This window comes from Flavobacterium sp. (assembly GCF_036759525.1).
Lineage (GTDB): Bacteria > Bacteroidota > Bacteroidia > Flavobacteriales > Flavobacteriaceae > Flavobacterium.
The window spans coordinates 1-2013 of record NZ_DAIOUN010000040.1; the positions used below are offsets into that span (position 1 = coordinate 1).

The following is a 2013-nucleotide window of genomic DNA, read 5'->3' on the forward strand; positions in this document are numbered from 1 at the left end:
ATAGTATTCCGTTTGGACAAACACAAAAACCACAGCTTTGGGATTATGCGGATGGTGTGGATACGTTAGAATTTTTACTTAGCTTTTAATTTTTTTCTTAAATTTGTGGAAACTCATTTACAATGAAAAAAGTTTCCCTCTACTTCTTATTGCTTTTTGGAATGCTCATTTCAAATGCTCAAACGAATTTAAGTGGTTTTTATCCTACTGCAAATGTTTCCGGTTTGCGATTTGGTACGTCAACGGCAATACATGAAAATACAATAGTGGTTTCTAGTGCATCCAATACGCTTCCTCCTGTTTCGACCGGATATGTTTATGTCTTTCAAAACAACAATGGTACTTTAAGTCAAGAAACTTTTTTTTATCCTTCAGATGCTCTTGTAGATGATGCATTTGGAAAATCACTCGCAGTATCTGATGAATTTATTGCTGTTGGGTCACCTTTTCACGATCAAAATGTTGGTAATTCCGGTTCGGTTTATTTGTATCGAAAAGTAAATAATCAATGGACATTTTTTCAAAAGATAACTGCATCTGACGCTTCATTTAATAAACAGTTTGGTTCTTTTATTACACTTCAAGGCAATTCATTATTTGTAGTAGCTCCGAACGACCAAAACAATGATGGAATTGGAGCGGTTTATGTGTATCAATTCAATGAAACAGAATGGGTATTGAGTCAAAAATTAACTGTTCCTAATAACACAAGTCCTCTTGGAAAAATTGTGGTGCAAGGAAATCAATTAGTGGTTTCAAATGTTTTAAGTACATTTAATAGTAATCCTACCCAGTTTTATACATTCAACTATACTTCCAATTGGATTTACAGTGATTCAAGTGAAGAATTTGGTAATCTAGAACAAAATATTGTCGATTTTTCTTTAGATCAAAATCGATTATTTATAAGTAGTAATATTTTAATCAACGGAACGAATAGTGAGAATAAAGTTCTAATTTACAGTAGATTGAATAACAATTGGCTTTTTGATTCTGATATTCCAACGAATTATAATGATTTCATAAACGGAAATATTATTGCCTCCGGAGATAATTTAGTAGTTTGTTTTAAGGATTATCATTTTCAAATAGAGAGAAAATTTCCGGTTTATTATTTTAAAAAAATCGAAAGTGTATGGCAATTGCAAACCTATTTTCTTGGGGAAGGTCAAATGAATATGGATGATCGTTTAGGGAATAGCATTTCTATGTATGAATCGAATGTAGTTATTGGTGCTTATACTGAAGGTGGATTAAACACTGGAAAAGCCTATTTTTTAAATTTAGAAAACTTAAGTACACCCTCATTTAGTAGAGAAAATACGATAATTTATCCCAATCCAACTTCTTCAATTATCACTGTAAAAAATAATGGTTCATCAGAAATGAAATCATTTGAAATATATTCTGTTACCGGCAAAAAAATTAAACATGATTCTTTGACAAACAATAGTATTTCAATGGAAAATCTGCCAAGTGGAATCTACTTTTTAAAATTGTTTTTCGACAATGATAGAATTGAAAATCATAAGATTATGAAACAATAACAGTTTTCTTTTTAACTAAATCGTTTTCGTTAATAAACGGCTTATTTTTACCTATACTTATTTTACATGTTTTTTAATCAGAAATGTTGAAATTTGTACCCATAACAAAACAACTCCACAACACGAAAGTGTTTCTGAACAAAACAATACATGAAAAAACACAATTACAGTGCCGGTCCGTGCATTTTGCCTCAAGAAGTATTTGAAAAATCGGCTCAAGCCGTTTTAAATTTCAACCAATCCGGTTTATCCATTTTAGAAATATCACACCGTAGCAAAGATTTTGTTGCCGTGATGGAAGAAGCCAGAGCATTAGCGTTGGAACTTTTAGGTTTACAAGGAAAAGGTTATCAGGCTTTGTTTTTGCATGGCGGAGCCAGTTTAGAATTTTTAATGATTCCTTACAACTTAATGAAAGTAAACGGAAAAGCTGCTTATCTTGATACGGGCACGTGGGCTAACTCGG

The 2013-nt window shown here is 31.8% G+C and carries 2 protein-coding genes; both read left to right on the forward strand.

Translation table 11 applies throughout. The features are described from left to right. The first annotated feature begins 122 nt into the window (after positions 1-122). Positions 123-1547 (forward strand): T9SS type A sorting domain-containing protein, encoded by a 1425-nt coding sequence (locus V7M80_RS13125; protein WP_333696814.1) that lies wholly within the window; start codon positions 123-125, stop codon positions 1545-1547. A gap of 150 nt (positions 1548-1697) precedes the next feature. Next, positions 1698-2013 (forward strand): aminotransferase class V-fold PLP-dependent enzyme (locus tag V7M80_RS13130; RefSeq protein WP_333696815.1); only part of this gene is annotated, 316 nt, incomplete at its 3' end.